Source organism: Pedobacter ginsengiterrae, from assembly GCF_039537385.1.
In the GTDB taxonomy this organism is placed as follows: Bacteria; Bacteroidota; Bacteroidia; order Sphingobacteriales; family Sphingobacteriaceae; genus Pedobacter; species Pedobacter ginsengiterrae.
In genome coordinates this window covers 262,507-282,028 of record NZ_BAABAK010000001.1, presented here as the reverse complement: position 1 = coordinate 282,028, position 19,522 = coordinate 262,507, and the positions used below count along the sequence as shown (strand labels likewise).

Sequence of the window (19,522 nt, the reverse complement as noted above, 5' to 3'; positions counted from 1 at the left end):
AGAAAGGATTTGTTAGTTTTTGTAAGGCAAATGTATCTCTGGATGCCAGACGTAATTATGATTGTGGTTTGTTTGAAATGTGATTTTCGTCACTTTTATTTTCTTCATCATCGAAAAGTATTCTAAATCCAGGTGTGTAAACATCGTCGTGTTGTCCTGTTTTCGAAGCCCAGAAAAATGCTGCAAGAAAAACTAAGGCCATTAATACACTGCAGCCCACTAAAAAATATAAAATGTTCATAGCTTGTTTTTTTTAGCAAAATAATGAGTAGCAATTGAGGTGAAAGAGATAATGGTTATGGTGCTAATAGGCATCAGCACAGCTGCAATTAAAGGATAAAGTGTTCCCTGGACAGCAAAATAAATTCCAACGCAATTGTAGATAATGGCTATGGCGAAACTGATTTTTACAACTTTCAAGCCATCTCGACTTAACGCTATAAAATTTGGAAGCAGATTAAGGCTGTTTCCAGTTAGAATGGCATCGCATCCTGGAGTGAAATTGTTGATGTTATCCGTTATCGCAACACCGAAGTCACTTTGTTTTAAAGCGCCTGCATCGTTTAACCCATCACCAAGCATCATCACCTTGCGGTTTTTTCTTTGCTCCTGAAGTATATAATCTAACTTTTGATGCGGGCTTTGCCTAAAGTTTATTTTGGTTTTAGTCGGAAAAATATTTTTTAGTGCTGCATATTCCTGATCGGTATCGCCAGACAAAACATGAAGCTGAAATTTTTTAGCCAGTTTTTGTATGAACTGAGGCAACCCGCTTCGCCATTGCTGTACCGCCTGAAAACTTCCTTTATATTGATTATCGATAACGATATGCGTACCATTACTTTCTTTAATCGCAGTATTTTTTGGTAGGATTGAACTGTTTCCTAAATAAATTTTTTGATGATGAATTGTGCCTGATATCCCTTTTCCTGGGATTTCGGTATAGGTTGTAACAGGTAAAAACTCCTCGTAGTGTAAATGCTTTAATATTTGGCGACTTAGTGGATGCGATGAGTTTCTTACCAGAGATGCAACCAGTGTTTGTTCATAATAATCAAGAATGCCAGTATAAGAGAGTGTCGCATTTTCTGTGCAGGTTAGCGTTCCTGTCTTATCAAAAATAATGGTATCGCTGGCTGCCAAGGCTTCGACAGCATCTGTATTCTTTACATAAAATCCTTTTTTATCAAAAATTGATAAAATGGCAGAAAGCGTAAATGGTGTGCTTAAAGACAGAACACATGGGCAAGCCACAATAATAACCGCTGTAAATGCAGCCCATGCTTTATGATTATCGTTGTTAAACAGCCAATAAATGGTAGCTGAAAATGCAATGATGAACACACCAAGGCTGAAATATTTTGCATTACGATCGTTAAAATTTTGCTTTTTTAAATCGGTTTGATAATTTTCGTTATTCCATAGCCCTGTAAGATAACTTTGTGATACAGGTTTAACCACTTCCAATTCTATTGCTTCGGCGGTTTGACGACCACCAGCGTAAATAATTTCACCCAGTACCTTATGTAGAGGTTCTGCTTCGCCAGTTACAAAACTCATATCCATCCATGCATCGCCTTTCATTAAAATTGCGTCGGCAGGAATGATTTCGCCATTTCTAATCCAAAGCCGATCTCCAATAGTAATTTCTTCAATGGCGATTGGTTTTTCTATACCATTATTAATTGTGGTAACTGCAATTGGAAAATAGGAGCGGTAATCCCGATCGAATGAAATGTGGTGATAAGTGCGCTGCTTAACCCATTTGCCCATTAATAAAAGGAAAACAAGTCCTGTTAAGGTGTCGGCAAACCCAGGTTCATTGGTGAAAATTACATCATACGCAGTTCTGAAAAATAACATGGCAATAATTAGCGCCAAAGGTGTATCGAGGTTAATTTGCCTATGTTTTAAACTTGTTGCGGCAGAAATAAAATAATCTTTACCGCAATAAAATGCTGCTGGTATTGAAAATGCAAGATTAAGCCAGCCAAAAAGATGCTGAAATTGTTTTTCTAAACTGTTTAATCCGAAATATTCGGGAAAGCTGAATAACATTACGTTGCCCATTAAAAAACCTGCAACCGCAATTTTTTGTATGAGCGATTTATTAATAGAGTGGCTATTTTCTTTAACCACATCCTGCAAGCTGATTAAAGGCTCATAGCCGATATTGCTCAGGATTTCGACTAGTTTACGTAGCGAGATTTCTTCATGTTTAAAACTTATGGTTACCTGACGTTTAAGAAAGTCTATCCTAGAAGAAAATATGGCTTCGTTTATTTTATATAGGTGTTCTAAAAGCCATATGCAGGAGCTACAATGAATGGCAGGGATGTAAAACGTTACAATACTGGCTTTGTCGTGTTTGTAATCCAGCAGCTGATTGATAATTCCAGGTTCATCTAAATATTCAAAATGATTAGCATTTTGGATTCTTTTTCCAGGCGAATCATTGTAACTGTAGTAATTGCATAGATTATTTTCAGATAGAATTTTATAAACACTTTTACAGCCAGTACAGCAAAAATCGTAACCATCTAAACTAAGCTTAATATCATCCAAAGGTTCGCCGCAATGGTAACAAAGTTCTTTTGTAGCAATTTTATTTTGATTTTGCATAGCACGAAGGTTTTAGATAGAATAGCTGAACATTTGACTTTTTGGCTCCTTTGTCCAAAGGCGGTCATCAAGCGCCATGCAGATGTTTCTTAAAAAGGGTTTCCCTTTGGGATTTACATTCAATAAATTTTCTTTTAGAGAAATCAATCCATCTTCAATTAAAGGAACTAGCTTATAATGTGCCATTTTCGGTATTCCATCGTAAAAAAGGCTTTTACCATCGCACATAATATTTCGAATATGCTGGCGGATTTTTAAATCTTTACGAGATAAAATATGGCCTTTTTCTAAAGGAAAATTGCCTTTTTCTATATATTCCAAATAGGATTCTACAGTTTTAGTATTTTGGGCGAATGCCGTATAACTATCACTTATTGAAGAAACACCAAGGCCGATAAGTAATTGCGTATGTTGATGGGTATAACCCATAAAGTTTCTGTGCAGTTCATTTTTTTGAGCAGCAGTAAATAGACTATCGTGTCTTCTGGCGAAATGGTCCATGCCAATATCTTCGTACCCAGCTTCGATTAATGCATTTTTACCCAAATTGCATAAATTGAATTTGGATTCACTATCTGGCAAATCCTTTTCAGTATAACGGCGTTGTCCTGGTTTTAACCAGGGCACATGTGCATAACTGTAAAATGCAATCCGATCAGCATTCATTTTAATAACTTTTTTTAAGGTTTCTGTTAAACCATCAACCGTTTGAAAAGGAAGGCCGTAAATTAGATCGAAGTTAACTGAAGTATAACCGATGTTTCTTGCTAAAGCAGTAATGTTTTCAACCTGTTGTGGTGTTTGAAAACGATTGATCATTAACTGTACTTTTGGATCAAAATCTTGTATGCCGAAGCTTAATCGGTTAAAACCTAATTGATGAAGCGTAACTAGATGCTCCTTTGTTGTATTATCTGGATGTGCTTCAAAAGAAAACTCGGGATCAGGAGCAATTTCACATTGTTCTAATATTCCATTAATTAGTTTCTGAAGATTAGCAGCGCTGAAAAATGTCGGTGTTCCACCACCAAGATGCAATTCTTTAAGTTTAGGTTTAGTACCTAAAACATTCAGATACATATCCCATTCCTTTAATAAGGCATTTATGTACGGCTGTTCTACCCCATGGTTTTTGGTGATTCGGGTATTGCAGCCACAATAAGTACAAAGATTTTCGCAAAAAGGTAGGTGAATATATAAACTTATACCCTCTGCTTTATAATCTTCAAAAGTGTTTTTTACAGAAATTAACCATTGCTCCTGATTAAATTTATCTGTTTCCCAAAAAGGTACGGTAGGGTAACTGGTGTAGCGTGGTGCGGCAACATTATACTTCTTAAGCAGTGCTAAGGTATCCATTATGCTTTGTTTAATGTTTTGGTAACTGAACAGTTATTTTGACAACAGCAAGCGGTTCCAACGCATTTACCAGCTGCCCAATTATCTAAATTTTTAACTACCTGCAACATTCTGTCTAATGCACTTTGCCCATCCTTGAAGGGTACATTTGCAATTTTAAATCCTGCTGTAGCAGCCGATTTTAAATCGAGATGACTGGTTTCGAAAGAGGAGGTTGCAATATATTTTATCCCCAGTTCTTTAAGTTTATTAATGAGCTCCTGGTTAACAGAATCGTTGTTGAAAACAAGTAGAGTTTCTTTGCCTTCAGCAAAAGCAATGGTTTCAGCAGAAAGACTATTAGCAATAATTGTGATATCGTGTTTTTTGTGATTTGCCAGAACCAGGCATTCTTTTTCTTCGGGCTTAATATTGTAGGCAATTGCTTTCATAAACAAATTTTTAGTTCTCAAAACTATAATTTGTTGGTAGTCTGTGTCGTGAGGTTAATCAGTTGAAAAAGTGATTTTCGTCAGAGATCTGTTTCCCTAGCAGATAAACTATTTAAACGCTGAGAAAAGTTAATAATGGTTATAACTTAACATTGTTTCCATCAATTTACTGCTCCTAGAGCTTTGTACCTTTTTAAGTATGCGCTCTCATGAAAAGAAGTACTAGAGCAGTAGATTAGGGTCATAGCGGGAGTATCCAGCTAGCAAACCTAAAGCGAGCATGTATTGCACACGGATTTGAGTCGGACTTGATTATTATCTGGAAATTTTGGAATAGAATATTTTAGCTTAGAATTTTAAGTAATGTATTACTTTGCTTAATCAAATATTGTAATACTAGATAGATTAGCTAATGTAGAGGTGTGACTTTAATTTATTACGGTAATATTATTGGTTATCAATTTCTTATTGATGCAGATTAAAGTATTTTTTCATGCAAAATCGACTTATTGTTTAATGTTTTTCATTTTTGAAATTGCACAAATCTTAATTGCATTACCAGTTTTTTCGATAAGTTTTTCTTCCTTAAAATCGGCAAGCATTCTACTCACTGTTTCGCTTGCTGTACCTACCATCGCGGCAAGATCGTCTCGTGAAATTTTTATGGTTGAACTATCATTTTCAATGTTTCCGAATTTTTCTGCAACTTGAATCAAAGCATCGGCTACACGCTTTCTAACGGAGAAGTAGGCCAGTTGAAGCATTTGATTTTCCTTATCTCTTATGCTCCCAGATAATAATCTGATAAAAGCCGCTGATAGCGGTTGATGCTGGTATAGGTAATCGGTAAAATCAGCTTTTGGAATTAAAACCAATTCACAATCTGCCAGTGTTGCAGCATTATCTTCGTAATCAGATTCCGTAAAGAGACTTTCGTAACCAAAAAAATCGCCCGCATGATATAGTGCAGAGGAAAGTTCTCTACCATCTTTAAATCTTTTGTAGGTTTTTACTTGTCCTTTTTTTACATAGTATACATGTGTGGGCTCATCTTCTTCTACATAAATAATTTGCTTATTGGCTAAAACACGACTTTTTCCTTTTTTTACCAACTCTATAAATAAAGATTTTGTGTCAACTTCATTACCGATAAAATTACCACTGGTTTTGTTTTTTTTAAGCCTGCCTTCAATGGCGTTAAGTAGTTCTATATCATCAAAAGGTTTAGTTAAATAATCATCAGCACCCATTTCCATTCCCTTACGCATGTCTGCTCTTTCGCTTTTTGCAGTAATGAAAATAAAAGGAATAGTTGCTGTTTGTGGATTTTTATGTAATAAGTAAAGCACTCCATAACCATCAAGTTCTGGCATCATAATATCGCAAAGAATCAAATCAGGATGATGTTTTGTAGCCTGTTCGACTCCAATTTTTCCATTATTGGCTGTAAATGTTTCGTAACCTGCAAGCTCTAAAATTTCGGCAGTGCTTTCTCTAATGTCATCGTTGTCTTCTATAATTAAGATCTTCTTGCTCATGCGAGGTAAGGGGATTAGTTATTGGTAAATGGGAATTTTAAAGTTATGGTTGTACCTATATTTTGTGCACTCTCGCAGGCAACATTTCCGTTCATTAATCTTACGTAACGTTTCACAATATTTAAACCTAATCCTGTTCCAGGAATGCTTCCTGTATTATGTGCTCTGAAAAAGGGCTCAAAAAGATTATGGAGATCGGTTTCTGGTATTCCAATGCCATTATCTTTTATTTCGATTAAAAGTTCATCATCTTTCAAAATGCTGTTAAACTGAATCATTGTGTTTTCGCCAGAGTATTTTATAGCATTAGAAATTAAATTGATTACGCTGTTTTTTAATAAATTAATATCAAGGAAGACTTGTGCAGAAATACCTTTATGTTCATATATAATATGCTGATCTTGTTTGCTTATAAGCTGCATTTCCTCAACAATTTCTTCAGCAAAATTAATAATGCTAAACCATGTCGGATGAACTTCAACCTTTCCTGCTTCCAGTTTTTCGAGAGAAAGAAAATCGTTTAGTATTGTGGTTAAATTACCAACTGCGTTTTTAATTTTACCAGTATGTTTTTCGATGTTTTCGATATCTTGTTTTGGCGTGTACTTATCGATTAAAGTAGCCGATAGTTGTATCGAACTTAATGGTGTTCTAAATTCGTGTGATGCCATTGAAACAAATCTTGTTTTAAGTTGATTTAGTTCTTTTTCTTTTATGAAAAGTGCATTTACGTGTTCTTTCGCCGATTCTAATTCTGCTACAAGTTTTACCAAATCTCTTGTTCGATCTCTAATTTTATCTTCAAGTTCTTCAGTATAACTTTTAATTCTGGCTTCATCTTCCTTATGTTTACTCAAATCGTGTATAAAACCAGTATAGATCTTTCTATCGCTAAATTTTACTTCACTTACACCAAGTCTGAAAGGGAAGGTTGATCCATCTTTTCTTTGTCCAATAACCTCTCGACCAATTCCTATAATTCTTTTTTGCCCTGTATTATCGTAATTTTTAATGTAGCCATCATGTCGTTCCTTATCTGGCTGCGGCATTAATGCCGAAACATTTTTACCAACAAGTTCTTTAATTTCGAAGCCAAAAAGTTTTAGCGCTGCGGGATTTACATGCTCAATGATGCCTTTATCATCAATAGTGATGATGCCATCTATAGCATTTTCGATAATAGCACTAAGTAATTTTGCTCTTTCCATAACCAGTTACGTAATATTGATCAAATTGAGTAGGGTATTCAACCAAATTTTATTTCAATTGGCTCAAATTTAATAATTGTGGGTTTATACCTTTAATATTTAGCACTGCTTTTTCAAAAAGTATGATTTGTTCATCACTCCAGATTTTTAAATTAACATCAATTCCTTTAATATTTGTAAGATAATAATCTATTCCAGTCATCAGCTGATTATAAAATTTATTCAGATAATTCTGTTTCTTCTGATTCAGGTTCTCCACATTTATTTTTAATTCATCGCTGAAATTCTGCAATTCCTTTTTTAGGTAATCAATATAAAGACCAAGTTCTTTTACAAATAAATTAGGACGATTAACACCTTCAAGCAAATTTGTTTTTCCATAAATATGGTCTACCATTTCTTTTAAACTGTACTTTTTTGAAAAATAAGCGAGGTTTGGGCCAGGACAAATGCTAACCGCCACACTTTCTTTAGGTTTTAAAATTTTATCTTTAATATATATTGAGGCACATAAGCCTTCGCAAAGACAAACTTTCTCGGTAACCAAATCAATTTGTTTATTCAGTTCTCCATCAGTTAGTGATAAGGCTTTTAGCGCTTTAATTTTAAGATTTTGATATTGCCTTGAAGCAGTACAAATTGGTTGTTCGGTAAATTCGGTATTGGTGCAAAGGTATTTCTTTGTACAAGGACTTCCAGGTCGATTTTTCGAAATTCGGTAAAGTCTTTCTTTTTCGGCGGTACTCTTTTTAAAGTTGTTAAAAGGTACACCAAGCGGAGAAGAGTTACTTAGATAAAAGTCAATTTCGGTGGCTTCTGCTAAATTATTTAGTGTCTCTTCGTCAACATTTGTAGCTTCTTCCACCAATAAAAACGGACTTCCCCAGCCAGTTGCATCAAGTCCATAGGCCTGCATTAGATAATCATGCTCATCAGATGTTCCAATTCCACCTTGTGCTGTTATTTTCTGTTTTGGTTTTGCGTTGATGTTGATGTTTTTTTGTTGCAGGGCTGAAGCATAAATTGACCATAATTCTTCAACTAATAAGCTGCGGTTTTCTTTGAATTCCTGCAAAATAGGTCCTAATAAAAAGCCTTCGGTCGCAAAGGCATGGCCGCCACAATTTAAGCCCGATTCGATTCTAAATTCTGAAACCCATAATCCTTTTTTTGCAAGCATTTTTGCCTGTATCAATGCAGAACGGTAATCGCTAACTTTTAAAATTATTTTTTTTGAGAAATTGGAATCTGCATTTGGATAGAAATCTGTAAAATCTTCTATGTAGCTATAAAGCCGTGGATTTAGTCCAGCAGAAATAACTACCGCGGATTGAAGTTCGCTATTTGCAAAACCTCTTAAAGCGGCAAGTGCATCTGTGTTTTCATTTCCTAAATTGATGTGGTTAGCAAAATTTACTTTATCTACTTTTGCCATAATATTTACATCAATACTTCCAGCTTTTACCTCGTTTCTTAACTGGTTTTCTAAATTTTCTCGCTTTTTGCCGATCGGCAATTTGAGCATATTGTTATAGAATTTTTTTTGAATGGTGTTTTCGTCAAGTAACTCAAAATATTTGGTTAATTCTGTTCCAGCTTCAAAGCTTTGCTTTTTAATAAATTCAATTTGATTATCGATTAGTTTTTTTAACAGGTTAAGGTAGGCGGTAATTCTTCTCGCTCGGCTATTGGTTTCAGATTTATGAATGTCAACATAAGGTTCGTTATTTAAGTCTGAATGATATTTTCGCATTCGTTCGCAAAGTTCATCATCAACGATTGATACAACTGATGAAATTCCAAATCTGGCAACTTTTAAAGGTGTATCTATGGAGTAGGCGAGACCCAGAACTGGTATATGAAAAGTATGTGGCATGATATTTTTAGAAACAAAATAACGTATAGTCTAAGTTTTAAGATGTGACAGCGGTCACTTTTTAGGTTGACAAAAATTACTTTTTCCAGCTTTTTCCTTTATCCTGCTTTTGTTACTTTTCGTTTCTTTTTGATTATCAAGTTGATATAAATTTATTTAGAATTCTTTATTTCATCGTGCAACTAATTCTATAGTTTTTCGTCTTATAGAAAATGAGTGCTACTTACATCTCAATGAAAAACAAAAAATAAATTATTTGCTAATCCTATTCTTTATGAGAAAAACCATCTACTACACGTTCTCAACGCTGTTATTTTTAAGTATTCTTCCATTTATTTCGCTAGCCCAGGTGCCATCAGGCATAATTAAGGGAAGCGTAATTGATTCAGCCTCTAAAAAACCCATCGAATTTATTACTGTTGCGGTGAAAAAGGATGGTGTGGTATTTAAAACCACGATTACACCCGAAAACGGACAATTTACTTTCGAAAAAATCCCTTTTGGTAAGTATACTTTAACAGCAATCGCAGTTGGTTATACCTCGAAAACAATTGCTGCCGAACTTAAGGAGGGGAATGTTGCTGTTAATGTTGGCCAAATTGCACTTGCTTCTCAAACCAATAACTTGGCAGATGTTTCTGTTTCAGCTTTACGACCGATTATAAAGCAAGAAGTTGATCGGATTAGTTATGATATTCAGGCAGATCCTGAAAGCAAAGTTTTAACGGCATTAGATATGATGCGTAAGGTTCCTTTGCTCTCTCTTGATGCTGACGATAATATTAAGCTAAAAGGAAGTGGTAATTACAAAATCTTAATCAATGGAAAACCATCCAGCATGGTTGCCAGAAGTCCAAAAGATGTTCTTCGCAGTATGCCTGCTTCATCTATTCAAAAAATTGAAGTAATTACAACGCCACCAGCTAAGTATGATAGCGAAGGACTTGCTGGCATTATCAATATTATTACCAATAAAAAGATTGATAATGGCTATAATGGAAGCTTAAATCTTCGTCATCAATTTCCTGTAGGCGGACCAGGTATTGGTGGTTTTGTAACTGTAAAACAGGGTAAATTTGGTATTACAGCTTACGGAGGGACAGGGTTTTACAGTTCGCCTGAAACTGAAAATATAAACTCCAGATTAACGACTGGTGCAAATCCATCAGAATTATTAAATATAGGCCGCCGAAAATTCGATAATAATTATCGTTATGGTGGTGCTGAATTGAGTTTCGAAATTGATACTTTAAATTTAATTACTGCCGAAATTAACCCTTACAGTGGCTATAATAAATCGACCAATACTCAAATATTTAGGTTGGCAAGTCCTGCTTCAGTTACTGCTTACGATTTACTTAGTCAAAACCGATTCGATTGGAGTGGTTTAGATATGACGCTGAATTACCAGCTAGGCTTTAAAAGTAATAAAGAAAGGTTATTAACTTTCTCTTACAAATATAGTAACGGCAATAATCCTCAAAAAAACGATTTGAGTTTTAGTAATCGCCAAAATTATAACGATCCAAATTACATTCAGCAAAATGATAGTCGATCGAGAGAACAAACCATTCAATTAGATTATGTTCATCCAGTTAAAAAATTAAATATAGAAGGTGGTGTTAAGGGGATTTTAAGAGATAACAATAGTAATTTTGAATATCGTAGGTTCAATAACATTGCTGGGAATTATGAAATAGATCCGACTAGAACAAATATTTTTAACAACAATCAAGATGTGATTAGTGCTTACAATTCATATTCTTACAACTTAACCAATTGGGGATTTAAGGCTGGCGTTAGAATCGAAGAAACTTTTGTAAAAGCCGACTTTATCAGTAACTCGTCAAATGTAAACAACAATTATTTTAATATTATCCCATCATTTTCTGTAAATCGTAAATTTAAAGATCAGAGTAATTTAAACTTTGGTTATACACAACGCATCGAAAGGCCGGGAATTGATAATTTGAACCCTTTTGTAGATCGATCTACTCCAAATTACGAATCAACAGGAAATCCTGACCTGGAAGCAGTTTTAAGCAATAACTTTGAACTTACTTACAGCAAGTTTAAAAAAGGTTCGATTAACGTAGGCGTAAGTTATAATTTTGCGAATAACACAATTCAAAATATTGCAGTTTACAACGATGTAGATAAAATAACCCGAAGCACTTTTGCAAACATTGGTAAAGACAAAACCTTAATAGCCAATTTAAATATTAATTATCCGCTAACGCCAAAATGGAATTTAAGCTTAAGTGGCAATATAGGTTACAAATGGTTAGAAGGGGCAATTAATGGCGCTTTAACCAAAAACGAGGGTGTAACTGGTTACTTTTATGTAAACACGGGTTACAAATTCGAGCACCAGTGGAGGGCAAATGCAAGTTTTAATTATAGTGCTCCAGATGTATTGTTGCAAGGAAAATCGGGCGAGTATTATTTTATGTCGTTTAGCGGAAGTAAAGAAATTATTAAGGATAAGCTGACTTTATCAGCAGGCGTTAATAACCCATTTGCTAAATACAGATATTATGAAACCTTTTTAGAAGGCCCAAATTTTACTCAAACTTACAGAGGACAGAATTATAATCGTTCGATTAATGTGAGCTTAAACTGGAAGTTTGGAAAACTGAAAGATTCCATTAAAAAGAGTCAGAGAAGCATCAGTAACGATGATGTGAAAAGTAGTGGAAGTAAATCGGGAGGATAAAATTAAGGCTTAGTTTTTTAAAAAACTAAGCCTTAATTTTTAAAGGCATGAAAAATTGTAGCAATGATTAATACGCAAACAATTGCCTGAAGTACAAATATGGTTTTCTTTTTCATATTCAGTTTTTTATATAAAACGATACGTAAAGAAATAATGCTACAGCATTAATTGTGTTTTTCTGAAAAATATAACTGGGAATTTCTTTGCATTCTGTTTCGATTTCTTTATCATTATAAGTATTGAATTTTAAAGCTTATTCTAATGAAAATTGCAACTTATAATGTTAATGGAATTAATGGTCGCCTTCCAGTATTACTTCGTTGGTTGGCCGAAACTCAACCCGATGTTGCCTGTTTACAGGAACTTAAAGCGCCAGATGAAAAATTTCCAATAGAAGCGATTAATGCTGCAGGGTATAATGCCATTTGGCACGGGCAGAAAAGCTGGAACGGGGTTGCTATTTTAGCGAAGAACAAAGAAATTAAAGAATTGAAACGCGGACTTTCTGGCGATGATGAGGATTTACAAAGCCGATATATAGAAGCTATGATTGATGACGTTGTCGTTGCTTGCCTGTATCTGCCGAACGGTAATCCTGCGCCAGGGCCAAAGTTAGAATATAAACTTGCATGGTTTGAGCGTTTAACCGCACACGCCGCCAAACTTTTAACATATAACTTGCCAGTTGTTATTTGTGGCGATTACAATGTAATTCCAACAGAATTGGATGCTTACAAGCCCGAGCGTTGGGTTGATGATGCGCTTTTTCGCCCAGAAGTTAGGGCTGCTTTTAATAGTTTGATTGCTCAAGGTTGGACGGATGCCATACGAAAAATTTATCCGACAGAAACGATTTACACTTTTTGGGATTACTTCCGCAATGCGTATGGAAGAGATGCTGGTTTACGTATTGATCATTTCTTGTTGAGTCCTTTACTAAAAGATAGATTAGTTTCTGCTGGTGTAGATAAAAACGTTCGTGGTTGGGAGAAAAGCAGCGATCATGGCCCAGTTTGGATAGAAATTAAGTAAATAAGCCATCTGTAAACTTTTTGTATTCTATCTGTTACAGGTTACGCAAGCGCAAAATATTTTGCTAATTTAAAGCGTTAAAAATAACCTAAAGCTTATGGAAAACTTGAAAGACGAAAAGAAAATTACGGCCTTCTTGAATAAAATTAAATCTGAATGGCCAGGGAAAATCGAAAGATTTGAATTTAAAACAGCAACTGTTATTTATATACATCTTAAAGAAGGTATTTCGAGTATCGATTTTTTAGGCAGTTTGTCTAAAAAGGTAGAAAAACTTGTTGATTTTACGATTCCAATTATTCTTTATCATATTGAAAGTGATGGAATGAATTTACGCTCCCATCCAATAAACTGGTACTCTTCTCTAAGCAAATAATAGCAAAATGATATCTGCAGGAAGTATAAAGCTTCCTGTATCTTACGTGCTTATCCTTCGATATAAATTACCTTAAATGTTTTCTTCAAAACATTTTTTTTAATCCCTTACCAAATAATTTTAATGTTTAAAGATCTGAATGATGAATGCCTTTGTCAAGTTTTTTTTTCAATCTAACGTAAACAGTATCCGTTAATACAGCCATATTAAATTGCGGTATTTGCAAAAAAAAATCTGCAGAAACTAATTCATTCTATTTTCTCTAAGTGGAAATTAAGAATACTATTGATAAGGTATAAACAACAAATGCAGGATAAATTAATATCCTGCATTTAACAAACAATTAATCAGAGTCTCTCAACAATAATTAATGAATTGTAAGTTTAGGTATTTATTTTCTTACGTCAAAAGTATTTTTAATTCTATTTAAGAGTAGGCAAAAAAAATCCAGAACAAGTTTTATTCTGAATTTTTATGTTTTATAACTAGATAATTAGATTACAGATGGTTATTGTGTATTTAATATTGTAGCAGATGTAAAATTACTTAGATGTTCTCTTTGCAGCAAATTTTTGGAAGCCAGGTTTTTTGGGAGGTTCTTCTTCCGAAATTTTAATATTTAGAACATTTCCTTTAAATGTTTCGCCATTAAGATTCGAAATAACCTTTTGTGCGTCTTCAACTTTCAGCATTTCTACAAAAGCATATCCTTTACATTTGTGAGTAGCCCGATCACGAACAACTTTTATCGTTTCAATAGTGCAATACAAGCCAATAAGCATTGCCAAGTCCATTTCACTTACATCAGGCCTAAGCCCGCCGACAAAGAGTTTCGTCATTAGAGGTAAATTTGTTTTAGGTTGTAAAATTCTGCAAGTTAATTTTTTTAAGGAGATAAATCAAGCCTATAAATAACTTAATTGTTTTGTAGTTAAGCGTGTTAAGTTTTCGGGCATCACATTAACTTTCTAAATTAAAACCTTTCATAACAATTAACTTTTTTTAACTAATGGATTGATTTAAAGTTAATAATGCTTAATTTTTTAATCAAAACTTTAAAAGGGACCGATTGTTGTAATTGATTATATAAAAATTTATAATCTTAAAATAAATAAGAAGTTATGAAACTTTACAAATCAATCCCATTAATGTTTCTCTCGATACTTTTGATTTCAAGTTGTGTAAGTAATAAAAAATACACAGAACTGCAATCAACATTTGATAAGCTGCGTGAGCGCAATCAGGAACTTAGTAATAAATATCAGGATAGTCAAAGAGAGCTTTCTGGAGCAAACAGCCGTTCTAAAAGTTTAGAAGAGCAAATAGCTTCTGAAAAGGCAAACAGAGTTGCCCTTCAAGAGGCATTAAACAAATGTTTAAGTTCTAGTAATCAAGGAAATGTTAATATATCTAAGTTAGTTGATGAAATTAATAGTTCTAACCAGTACATCAAACAATTAATAAATACCAAAAGCAAAAGCGATTCGCTTAATATGGTGTTAACAAATAATTTAACACGTTCTTTAAGTAGAGAAGAGCTGGGCGATGTTGACGTTCAGGTGCTTAAGGGAGTTGTTTATATTTCATTAGCCGATAATATGCTTTATAAATCAGGTAGTTACGAAGTTTCTGATAAAGCAAATGAAACACTTAACAAAATTGCCAAAATCATTAAAGATTACGATACTTATGATGTATTAATTGAAGGTAATACAGATAATGTACCAATTACCCAGGTTAATATTAGAAACAACTGGGATTTAAGTGCTTTAAGAGCGTCATCTGTCGTTCAGGCACTGCAATCAAAGTATGGTGTCGATCCGAAAAGATTGACAGCAGGAGGTAGAGGAGAGTTTAATCCAATCGCAGACAATAGTACGACTGCAGGCAAAACAAAAAACAGAAGAACTCAGATTATCATCACTCCGAAATTAGATCAATTTATGGATTTAATCGGTAAAGCACCTAAAACTACTGATGCTCCGAAACAATAGTTATTATTAATCAAAAAAAGCCTCGATTTAAATGAGGGCACTGAAAAAGTCCTTGTTAAAAATGTCGTATTAAATATTCAGAAAAAATGGTAGATAAGGCCTCTTAGAATCCTCTAAATGGAAAATAGAATTTAAGAGATTGCGAATATCATAAAGAAAAGGGCTTATGAATGTTTTATTCCATAAGCCCTTTTTAAATGGCTAGTTTTTCAGTGCCCTCATTTAAATCGAGGCTTTTTTTTGACATTTCTAAAATTATTGGTACAAGATGTTAATTTTAATGATTTTGAAATATATTTTTTGACGCAATAAGTATCCAATTTTGTAAATGAGTTTGAATATTTTAATATCCCTTAAAATGAGCGAATTGAGTTAAGTTAGGCTGTAATTTCTGTTATGGCGAAAGATAGCGCAAATACAGATTTAAAACATTTAAATATTCTACGCAGTAAATTTGGACTAAAATTTATTAGGATAATATCTTACATGTTTAGCAATTGGTCACCCTTGGCTTTATAATGAGTATGTTAATGGAAGATTACCCACGGAATACGAAAATGATAAGGTGATGAATGATCTGATCGAGTGTTAATTAGTCAAATCCACAAGAAATAGTTAATTCTAATTTAGTCAGAAAAGCTACTAAAACCCTCAGTTTTACTTTCGAAGCCCTCAAAAATTAAGTTTATAGATTTCAATATTGATTTGATTTTATTTTTAAAGTATATCTACGCAGACTTTTACAAGTGTTTTTAATTACATATACTATACGCTTAGTGTAATTTTAGCTGTTTTACCGCTTAACTATTGTGTGTCTTGGTGTTTTTATAATGCTCATATACAGTGTATTATAATGTTATTTTAACATTCAATGTGTCTTTTACTCAATTTAACACTTAACAATTATCTTTTTTTAAAAAAATATATATATTTGTTCTTACCCTTTCGAGGGTATGTTTTTCATAGGTAGATGTAGGGTCAGAACTTTGTTCTGGCCCTTTTTTGTTTTGTCTGCTCAATTAATCTTACTTTTGCTTGTTATGATTAAGAAAAAAATAATTGTTGCTATTACAGGTGCCAGCGGCTCGGTTTATGCAAAGGTTTTGTTTGATGAGCTGGTTAAACTTTCTGATCAAATAGAAGCCGTTGGAGTTGTAATGAGCGATAACGCCAAGGAAGTTTGGCAGTTCGAATTGGGTAACCAAAACTATCTCGATTATAATGCCTTTACGTTTTACAATAAAAACGATTTTAATGCGCCATTTGCTTCTGGTTCTGCAAAATATGATACTATGATTATTGCGCCTTGTTCTATGGGTACTTTAGGTAGAATTGCCCATGGAATTTCTAACGATTTAATTTCGAGAGCTGCAGATGTTGTTTTGAAAGAACGCAGGAAGTTAATTGCCGTAGTTCGTGATACACCTTTTAGTTTAATTCATATTAATAATATGAAAACGGTAACGGAAGCTGGCGGAATTATTTGTCCTGCTAATCCATCATTTTATAGTTTACCAAAATCGATAGAAGAAGTAGCCAAAACTGTTGTTAGCAGAGTTTTAGATTTAGCAGGTTTTGAGCAGGATAGCTATCGCTGGAATGAAAATTAGCGTTTTCGAAAGCGCAATTGTTATCTTACTGTAAGTATATTTTAATCTAAAATCGTAAATCAACAATCTAAAGTGAAAATTGTATCTTTGCAGGCTAATGAAAAAGGTCGCATTTTATACACTTGGTTGTAAATTAAATTTCTCTGAAACATCTACCATTGGTCGTTTATTCACCGATGCAGGTTATGCCGTTGTCGAATTTCAGGATGCTGCTGATGTATATGTTATTAATACATGTTCTGTAACCGACCATGCCGATAAAAAGTGCCGTAAAGTTGTTAAAGAAGCTTTAAAGCATTCTCCAAATGCTTACGTAACCATTGTAGGTTGTTATGCACAATTAAAACCACAAGAAATTGCCGAGATAGAAGGCGTTGATATGGTTTTGGGAGCCGCAGAAAAATTCAGAATTGTTGAGTATATTTCTGATTTAACTAAAAACCCTAAAGCTATTGTTCATCAGCAAAATATAGAAAAGGTTAACCATAATTTTATTGCTTCTTACTCAATTGGAGATAGAACCCGGACTTTCTTAAAAGTTCAAGATGGTTGCGATTATCCGTGTACTTATTGTACCATTCCTTTAGCTCGCGGGGCAAGCCGTAGCGATACAATTGAAAATGTTGTTAATCGGGCTAAAATGATAGCCGAAGGCGGGGTTAAAGAAATTGTGCTAACAGGTGTTAATCTTGGCGATTTCGGTCTAAGAAACGGTCAGCGTGAAGATAAATTTTTCGATTTAGTTAAAGCGCTTGATGAGGTGGAAGGTATTGAAAGAATCCGTATTTCATCAATAGAGCCAAATCTTCTAAGTAACGAAATCATTGAATTTATCTCAACTTCAAAAAGATTTGTACCTCATTTTCATATTCCTTTACAATCTGGTTCTGATAAAATTCTAGGTTTAATGCGTCGTCGTTACCGCAGAGATTTATATGTAGAGCGTGTTGCCAAAATTAAAGAAGTAATGCCAAATTGCTGCATTGGTGTAGATGTTATTGTGGGCTTCCCTGGCGAAACGAAAGAAGATTTCTTAGATACTTATCAATTCCTAAATCAACTGGATATTTCCTATTTACATGTATTTACTTACTCTGAACGCGAATTAACAGCAGCTGCAGAAATGAAAGGCGTTGTTGCAGGTAGCGAACGCAACGAGCGAAGTAAAATGCTTCATATTTTATCTGATAAAAAACGAAGAGCTTTTTATCAATCACAAATTGGTAGCGAAGCTGAAGTACTTTTCGAAGCTGATCAAAAAATGGGTTATATGCACGGTTTTACTAAAAATTATGTAAAAGTTCGTGCAAAATACGACCCAATTATGGTAAACGAACTTAAAGCAGTTAAGCTTTTAGAGATGACTGCCGATGGAGAGGTTGAGGTAGCTGAATTAGAAACAACTTATGCTCATCATTAATATTTATTATTATTGAGTAATAAGGCGGATTATAAATAAAATTCAAAAGAATTCATTTTGAAATAAAAGAGATTCTGGTTAATCCAATTTTAGCTAGGGCCTTTTATCTTTAGTCTTCCAGCTTTCACCAAAATGCTTTCTGCTTTACGCTTTCTTTACTATCTTCGCTTCAAATTATTTGTATGTTTCCTACCGTTTCGCACTTTTTAGAATATCTTTTTGGTATTAATTTGCCACTTCCTTTTAATACTTTCGGTGTTTTTGTAGCGCTTGCATTTGTTGCAGGTTACTGGGCATTTACTCAAGAATTAAAACGAAAAGAAGCTTTAGGCATTCTTCATCCTTTTAAGAAAAAAATTATAATTGGGAAGCAAGCAACTACGTCCGAAATGCTGTTAAACGGACTATTTGGTTTTATAATTGGCTACAAATTAATTTATGCGCTTTTAAACTATAAACTTTTTGTTAATGATGCGCAATCCGTTCTAATGTCTGCAAAAGGAAATGTTATTGGCGGTATTTTACTGGGTTGTTTATTTGCATACTGGGATTACAAAGAAAAGGATAAGCATAAATTAGCATCCCCAAAAGAAACTATGGTAACTGTTCATCCATATCAATTAATGAGTAACTTAATTGTTTGGGCTGCTGTTTGGGGCTTTTTAGGCGCTAAGTTTTTCGATAATTTAGAATACTGGGATGATTTTGTTCAACATCCAATAGAAAGGCTTTTATCTTTCAGCGGTTTAACCTTTTACGGCGGATTAATTTGTGGAGGCGCGGCAGTATTAATCATTGCTAAACGAAACGGAATTAAGCCATTGCATATGTTAGATGTTGGTGGTCCAGGAATGATGTTAGCGTACGCTGTTGGTCGCATTGGTTGTCATTTATCAGGTGATGGCGATTGGGGAATTGTAAATTCTAATCCGAAACCGTTTTCATGGTTGCCAGATTGGCTTTGGTCTTATAAATATCCTAATAATGTAGTGGGTGAGGGAATTCCTATTCCAGGATGTGGTGCTGGAAAATTTTGTAATGAACTTGCTCAGGGCGTTTATCCAACTCCAATTTATGAAGTTATCGTTTGCTTAATTTTATTCGCTTTCCTTTGGAAGATAAGAGATAGAATTAATGCGCCAGGATTAATGTTTGGTATTTATATGATCTTAAATGGTGTAGAACGTTTCTGTATCGAATTAATTCGTGTAAACTCAAAATATCACGTTCTTGGCTTACCGCCATTTACACAGGCAGAAATGATTTCTACTTTCCTTGTAGTTGGCGGCATTGCATTGAGTATTTATGCTTTGAGGAATAAGAATAAGTTAGCCTAATTT

The 19,522-nt window shown here is 34.0% G+C and carries 15 protein-coding genes; 7 read left to right on the top strand and 8 right to left on the bottom strand.

Going from position 1 to position 19,522, the window contains the following annotated elements; translation table 11 throughout:
• Positions 1-55: 55 nt before the first annotated feature.
• From ccoS to ABD692_RS01080, 7 genes are all read right to left on the bottom strand, one after another.
• On the bottom strand, positions 56-241 hold the full coding sequence (ccoS, locus tag ABD692_RS01110; protein WP_316758360.1) for a cbb3-type cytochrome oxidase assembly protein CcoS: 186 nt from the start codon (positions 239-241) through the stop codon (positions 56-58).
• Complete coding sequence (locus tag ABD692_RS01105; protein WP_344764246.1) at positions 238-2,622, bottom strand: heavy metal translocating P-type ATPase; 2,385 nt, start codon at positions 2,620-2,622, stop codon at positions 238-240. Before ABD692_RS01105 ends, ccoS begins: the two co-directional genes overlap by 4 nt.
• A 12-nt stretch (positions 2,623-2,634) precedes the next feature.
• Positions 2,635-3,981, bottom strand: coding sequence for an oxygen-independent coproporphyrinogen III oxidase (hemN, locus tag ABD692_RS01100; RefSeq protein ID WP_344764245.1), 1,347 nt, complete (start codon positions 3,979-3,981; stop codon positions 2,635-2,637).
• Positions 3,981-4,412 carry a Rossmann-fold NAD(P)-binding domain-containing protein gene (locus tag ABD692_RS01095; protein WP_344764243.1) on the bottom strand — a complete coding sequence of 144 codons (432 nt, stop codon included), beginning with the start codon at positions 4,410-4,412 and terminating at the stop codon, positions 3,981-3,983. Before ABD692_RS01095 ends, hemN begins: the two co-directional genes overlap by 1 nt.
• A gap of 506 nt (positions 4,413-4,918) precedes the next feature.
• Positions 4,919-5,950: a response regulator gene (locus ABD692_RS01090; RefSeq protein ID WP_344764242.1), complete on the bottom strand. Its 1,032-nt coding sequence runs from the start codon at positions 5,948-5,950 to the stop codon at positions 4,919-4,921.
• A gap of 14 nt (positions 5,951-5,964) precedes the next feature.
• On the bottom strand, positions 5,965-7,158 hold the full coding sequence (locus ABD692_RS01085; protein ID WP_316758370.1) for a PAS domain-containing sensor histidine kinase: 1,194 nt from the start codon (positions 7,156-7,158) through the stop codon (positions 5,965-5,967).
• 49 nt (positions 7,159-7,207) lie between these two features.
• Positions 7,208-9,034 carry a hypothetical protein gene (locus tag ABD692_RS01080; protein ID WP_316758372.1) on the bottom strand — a complete coding sequence of 609 codons (1,827 nt, stop codon included), beginning with the start codon at positions 9,032-9,034 and terminating at the stop codon, positions 7,208-7,210.
• Positions 9,035-9,308: 274 nt separating this feature from the next.
• Here ABD692_RS01080 and ABD692_RS01075 point away from each other — a divergent pair, with 274 nt between their 5' ends.
• The 3 genes from ABD692_RS01075 (at position 9,309) to ABD692_RS01065 (ending at position 13,158) form a co-directional block, all read left to right on the top strand.
• Positions 9,309-11,750, top strand: a complete 2,442-nt coding sequence (locus tag ABD692_RS01075; protein WP_344764241.1) for an outer membrane beta-barrel family protein — start codon at positions 9,309-9,311, stop codon at positions 11,748-11,750.
• A gap of 261 nt (positions 11,751-12,011) precedes the next feature.
• Positions 12,012-12,782 carry an exodeoxyribonuclease III gene (gene xth / locus ABD692_RS01070; protein ID WP_316758376.1) on the top strand — a complete coding sequence of 257 codons (771 nt, stop codon included), beginning with the start codon at positions 12,012-12,014 and terminating at the stop codon, positions 12,780-12,782.
• 97 nt (positions 12,783-12,879) lie between these two features.
• Entirely contained in the window at positions 12,880-13,158 is a 279-nt protein-coding gene (locus tag ABD692_RS01065; RefSeq protein ID WP_316758378.1) for a hypothetical protein, read from the top strand.
• A 542-nt stretch (positions 13,159-13,700) separates the two neighbouring features.
• On the opposite strand, the gene ABD692_RS01060 is transcribed toward ABD692_RS01065, so the two are convergent.
• Positions 13,701-13,997, bottom strand: a complete 297-nt coding sequence (locus ABD692_RS01060; RefSeq protein ID WP_316758380.1) for an RNA recognition motif domain-containing protein — start codon at positions 13,995-13,997, stop codon at positions 13,701-13,703.
• Positions 13,998-14,279: 282 nt separating this feature from the next.
• On the opposite strand from ABD692_RS01060, the gene ABD692_RS01055 reads away from it, so the two are divergent.
• The 4 genes from ABD692_RS01055 (at position 14,280) to ABD692_RS01040 (ending at position 19,519) form a co-directional block, all read left to right on the top strand.
• Positions 14,280-15,152, top strand: coding sequence for an OmpA family protein (locus tag ABD692_RS01055; RefSeq protein WP_344764239.1), 873 nt, complete (start codon positions 14,280-14,282; stop codon positions 15,150-15,152).
• 1,040 nt (positions 15,153-16,192) lie between these two features.
• Positions 16,193-16,762: a UbiX family flavin prenyltransferase gene (locus ABD692_RS01050; RefSeq protein ID WP_316758384.1), complete on the top strand. Its 570-nt coding sequence runs from the start codon at positions 16,193-16,195 to the stop codon at positions 16,760-16,762.
• Between the two features lie 97 nt (positions 16,763-16,859).
• Positions 16,860-18,182 carry a tRNA (N(6)-L-threonylcarbamoyladenosine(37)-C(2))-methylthiotransferase MtaB gene (gene mtaB / locus ABD692_RS01045; protein ID WP_316758385.1) on the top strand — a complete coding sequence of 441 codons (1,323 nt, stop codon included), beginning with the start codon at positions 16,860-16,862 and terminating at the stop codon, positions 18,180-18,182.
• Between the two features lie 182 nt (positions 18,183-18,364).
• A complete protein-coding gene (locus ABD692_RS01040) occupies positions 18,365-19,519 on the top strand; it encodes a prolipoprotein diacylglyceryl transferase (protein ID WP_344764237.1) in 1,155 nt (384 codons plus the stop codon).
• Positions 19,520-19,522: the final 3 nt, after the last annotated feature.